The sequence below is a fragment of the Brevundimonas sp. genome, from assembly GCF_036400995.1.
Taxonomy (GTDB): domain Bacteria; phylum Pseudomonadota; class Alphaproteobacteria; order Caulobacterales; family Caulobacteraceae; genus Brevundimonas.
The window spans coordinates 1-4,276 of record NZ_DASWWG010000120.1 but is presented as its reverse complement, the minus strand read 5'-3'; the positions used below and the strand labels follow the sequence as shown (position 1 = coordinate 4,276).

Below are 4,276 nucleotides of genomic sequence, written 5' to 3'. Positions count from 1 at the left end.
CGTGGCCACGCCCGAGGCGTCTTCGGCCACCTCGACCCTGAACAGCGCGCCGACCGCGGCTCCGGCCCCGACTCCGGCACCGACCGCCGCGCCGACGCCCGCCGCCCCGCCGCCGCCCGTGATCGTGGTCGAGCCGCTGGGCTGATCCTGACGACACCCTGCCACGCGCCCCGGCGGATCGCTCCGCCGGGGCGTTGTCATGTCAGGTCCGGGGCGAGACGCGCCAGATGACATTGCCGACGTCGTCCGCGACCAGCAGGGCGCCGACGCCGTCGAACTGGACGCCGACCGGTCGACCCATCGCCTGGTCCTGGTCGTTCAGGAAGCCGGTCAGGATGTCCTCCGGAGGCCCGGCGGGCGCGCCGTTGGCGAAGGGGACGAACAGGACGCGATAGCCGTTGCGGGGTTTGCGGTTCCACGAGCCGTGCTGGCCGACGAAGGCCCCGCCGCGATACCGGGCCGGGAACAGCGCGCCCTCTCCGAAGGTCAGGCCCAGCGAGGCCGTGTGGGCGCCGAGCGCATAGTCGGGCCTCAGGGCGCGGGCGACGCGCGCCGGGTCCTGCGGCTCCACCCGCGTGTCGACGATCTGGCCGTAGTAGCTGAAGGGCCAGCCGTAGAAGCCGCCCGGGGTCACAGAGGTCATGTAGTCGGGGACCAGATCATTCCCCAGTTCGTCGCGCTCGTTGACGGTGACCCACAGCTTCCCGCTGTCCGGCTGCCAGGCGAGGCCGACCGGATTGCGCAGTCCGGAGGCGTGGATGCGGCGGACGCCGGTGGCCGGATCGATCGCAAGGATCGCCGCGCGTTCGACCTCCTCGTCCATGCCGTTCTCGCCGATGTTCGAGTTCGAGCCGACGCCGACATAGAGGCGTGATCCGTCCGCGCTGGCGACCAGGCTCTTGGTCCAGTGGTGGTTCCGCCCGGCCGGGAGGTCCGCGACCTTGCGGGGCGCGGCGGTGATCCGGGTGTCGCCGGTCCGGTAGGGGAAGGCCACGACGGCGTCGGCGTTGGCGACGTAGAGGGTCTCGCCCACCAGCGCCATGCCGAACGGCGAGGTCAGGTTCTCAAGCAGGACGGTCCGGGTTTCGGCCACGCCGTCCGCGTCCGCGTCGCGCAGCAGGGTGATGCGGTCCGCGCTGGGGACCCGGGCGCCCGCCCGCTTCATCACCAGACGCTGGGCCCAGGCGCGGAACCCGCCGCCCGCCCCGCCGTCCAGACCCTCCGGCTTGGGCGGCGCATTGGTTTCGGCCACCAGAATGTCGCCGTTGGGCAGGCGGTACAGCCAGCGCGGATGGTCCAGGCCGGCGGCGAAGGCCTGCACCCGGAACCCCGGGGCAGGGGTCGGCGTGCGGCCCTCGGGCCAGCCCGTTGCGTCGGCGATGTTGACGGTCGGAAAGAGGGTGCGGCTGGGCGCGGGCAGGGTCGGCGTCGGCCCGTAGCCCGCTGACGGGTCCAGGGTGGACTCCGTCCCGCACCCCGCGAGGATCAGGGCGATGGCCGGGACGACGAGCAGGGATGAGCGGCGCATGGCGACGTCCTTCAACGAGCGGGCAGGGCGGGAAACTCCAGCCGGGTCACATCATACCCCAGCGCGCGGGCCCGCTCGGACAGCCTTTCCCGTTGCGCGGGCGTCGGGACTTCCCGGGTGTAGATAAAGAGCCGTTCGAACGTCGGATCGGCCGAGATGAACCAGGTGTAGGCCTCGTCATGATCCAGAACCCAGTAGTCCCAAGTCACCAGCCCGGCGAGGTATCTCACCCGCAGCTTCGTGTTGACCCCGGGATCAAGAATCTCACCGCGCCCGCCGATCGCCTTCTCCCGCCCGCCCGGCTGACCCTCTTCGCAGGTGTCCCGGACATCCACCCGTGTCGGCGACACGAGGACGTAGTTCGAAGCTCCCGCGACGCAGCCGTCGGTCAGACGGTCGGGAAGGCGGGCGACCTCGATCCAGCGTCCTGACCACAGACGCTCCGCGTCCACCGGACGGGCAGGCTGCGGGGCCCGATACTCGGACGGCGAGGGCGCGGTCACGCAGGCGGACAGGGCGCCGGCGAGGGTGAAGGCGGCGAGGATACGCAGGGTCATGCGACGGTCTCCGGATCGGGAATGCCCGGCCGCGGGCAGGGTTGCGACCTCGGACTGGTACGATCCCGCGCGGCGGGCGGATGCGACGGCGGAGCGCCCGAATAGAGGAAAACAGATCGACGCCGGTAACTGCCGCCGTGGACCCGACCTTGTGGCGAGGTTCGGGCGCACATATCTGCGGGCGCCACGGGAGAGGGCGCATGCAGCCGGCCATCGTTATTGAAGGTCTGACCAAGACCTATAAGTCGGGCGTGCACGCCCTGAAGCCTGTCGATCTGACGATCAACAAGGGTGAAATCTTCGCCCTCCTGGGCCCGAACGGGGCCGGGAAGACGACGATGATCTCGATCATCTGCGGCATCGTCACGGCCTCGACCGGGACCGTGACCGCCGACGGCCACGACATCCGCAAGGACTATCGCAAGGCGCGTCAGGCCATCGGCCTGGTGCCGCAGGAACTGACCACCGACGCCTTCGAAACGGTGATGGCCACGGTCAAGCTGAGCCGCGGCCTCTTCGGCAAGGCGCCGAACGACGCCTACATCGAACAGATCCTTCGCGACCTCAGCCTGTGGGACAAGAAGGACGCCAAGATCATGACCCTGTCCGGCGGGATGAAACGCCGGGTGATGATCGCCAAGGCCCTGAGCCACGAGCCCGACATCCTCTTCCTCGACGAGCCGACCGCGGGCGTCGACGTCGAGCTGCGCAAGGACATGTGGGAGATGGTCCGCAAGCTGCGGGAGCGCGGCGTCACCATCATCCTGACCACCCACTACATCGAAGAGGCCGAGGAGATGGCCGACCGGGTGGGGGTGATCCTGAAGGGCCAGCTGATCCTCGTGGAGGAGAAGACCGCCCTGATGAAGAAGCTGGGCCGCAAGACCCTGACCCTGCAACTGCAGGAGCCTCTGGCGTCGCTCCCCGCGGAGCTGGCGGAATGGACGCTGACGCTCAAGGCTGACGGCGGCGAGCTGGAATATGTCTTCGATTCCAACGCCGAGCGCACGGGCGTGCCCTCGCTGCTGCGACGGCTCAGCGACCTGGGCATCGGCTTCAAGGACCTGTCGACGAGGCAGAGCTCGCTGGAGGACATCTTCGTGGGCCTGGTCCACCAATCGCGGACGGAGGCGGCGTGATGGCGTTCAACGGTTACGGCGTCTGGGCCATCTACCGCTTCGAGATGGCGCGCGCCCTGCGCACCTTCTGGCAGTCCATCATCACCCCGGTGGTGACGACGGCCCTGTATTTCGTGGTCTTCGGCACGGCCATCGGCGGCCGGATCGAGGAGGTGTTCGGCGTGCCGTACGGGGCCTTCATCGTCCCGGGCCTGATCATGCTCAGCCTGTTCACAAACTCGATCTTCAACGGCTCCTTCGGCATCTATTTCCCGAAGTTCACGGGAACGATCTACGAGCTGCTGTCGGCGCCCGTGTCGCCGTTCGAGACGGTGCTGGGCTATGTCGGGGCGGCGGCGACCAAATCGGTGATCCTCGGCCTGATCATCCTGGCCACGGCGGCCTTCTTCGTCCCGCTGCAGATCCTGCACCCGTTCGCCATGCTGGCCTTCCTGGTGCTCATCTCGGCGACCTTCAGCCTGTTCGGCTTCATCATCGGCATCTGGGCCCAGAGCTTCGAGCAGCTGAATTTCATTCCGATGCTGATCGTGACCCCCCTGACCTTCCTCGGCGGGGCCTTCTATCCGACGGTCTGGCTGCCGGACGGCTGGCGCATGGTCAGCCTGTTCAACCCGGTAGTCTATCTGATCTCGGGCTTCCGCTGGGCATTCTTCGGGATCGGCGACGTCTCGATCCTCGTCAGCCTTGGGGCGACGCTGGGCTTCTTCCTGACCTGTCTGGCGATCGTCTTCTGGATGTTCCGGACCGGCTACCGGCTGAAGAACTGACCGGTCACGAAACCGGCCAGATCGGTCGCCACCTTCCGCGCGAGTAAGCGTTTGGAAGACGCGCCCCTGTGGCGCGGGAGGCGGCATGAGCGACCCGAAGACCCCTGAAGCGAACGGCGCGCCGTTGAACGGCCAGGCCCGGCCCGAGCCTTTCCGGCGGGCCGTGACCTGGGGGCGTCCGCCCGCGACGGTGTTCCGGACAGGGCCGCTGCCTTACGATTCGACGCCCCGGCAGCCGACCGCCGCCGCGCCCGCGCGCCCGGCGCCTCCGGCCGGGGCCCAGTC

Annotated in this window: 5 protein-coding genes; 3 read left to right on the top strand and 2 right to left on the bottom strand. The window is 68.8% G+C overall.

Translation table 11 applies throughout. The features are described 5' to 3' along the window. Nucleotides 1-202: 202 nt before the first annotated feature. Both VGE03_RS16390 and VGE03_RS16385 read right to left on the bottom strand, forming a co-directional pair. Nucleotides 203-1,528 carry a sorbosone dehydrogenase family protein gene (locus tag VGE03_RS16390; protein WP_331047546.1) on the bottom strand — a complete coding sequence of 442 codons (1,326 nt, stop codon included), beginning with the start codon at nucleotides 1,526-1,528 and terminating at the stop codon, nucleotides 203-205. A gap of 11 nt (nucleotides 1,529-1,539) precedes the next feature. After that, a complete protein-coding gene (locus VGE03_RS16385; RefSeq protein ID WP_331047545.1) occupies nucleotides 1,540-2,085 on the bottom strand; it encodes a lipocalin family protein in 546 nt (181 codons plus the stop codon). Between the two features lie 200 nt (nucleotides 2,086-2,285). Between VGE03_RS16385 and VGE03_RS16380 the strand changes: the two genes are divergently transcribed. From VGE03_RS16380 to VGE03_RS16370, 3 genes are all read left to right on the top strand, one after another. Next, nucleotides 2,286-3,224 (top strand): ABC transporter ATP-binding protein, encoded by a 939-nt coding sequence (locus tag VGE03_RS16380; protein WP_331047544.1) that lies wholly within the window; start codon nucleotides 2,286-2,288, stop codon nucleotides 3,222-3,224. Continuing rightward, entirely contained in the window at nucleotides 3,224-3,991 is a 768-nt protein-coding gene (locus VGE03_RS16375; protein WP_331047543.1) for an ABC transporter permease, read from the top strand. The genes VGE03_RS16380 and VGE03_RS16375 overlap by 1 nt, the downstream gene beginning before the upstream one ends. 85 nt (nucleotides 3,992-4,076) lie before the next feature. Then, nucleotides 4,077-4,276, top strand: a 200-nt coding sequence (locus VGE03_RS16370; RefSeq protein WP_331047542.1) for a hypothetical protein, incomplete at its 3' end; no start/stop codon positions are given.

What these genes read in the sequence shown, in the direction of transcription:
- VGE03_RS16375 (WP_331047543.1), top strand. Translation starts at nt 3,224, where the DNA reads ATGGCGTTCAACGGTTACGGCGTCTGGGCCATCTACCGCTTCGAGATG.
- VGE03_RS16380 (WP_331047544.1), top strand. Translation starts at nt 2,286, where the DNA reads ATGCAGCCGGCCATCGTTATTGAAGGTCTGACCAAGACCTATAAGTCG.
- VGE03_RS16385 (WP_331047545.1), bottom strand. Translation starts at nt 2,085, where the DNA reads ATGACCCTGCGTATCCTCGCCGCCTTCACCCTCGCCGGCGCCCTGTCC.
- VGE03_RS16390 (WP_331047546.1), bottom strand. Translation starts at nt 1,528, where the DNA reads ATGCGCCGCTCATCCCTGCTCGTCGTCCCGGCCATCGCCCTGATCCTC.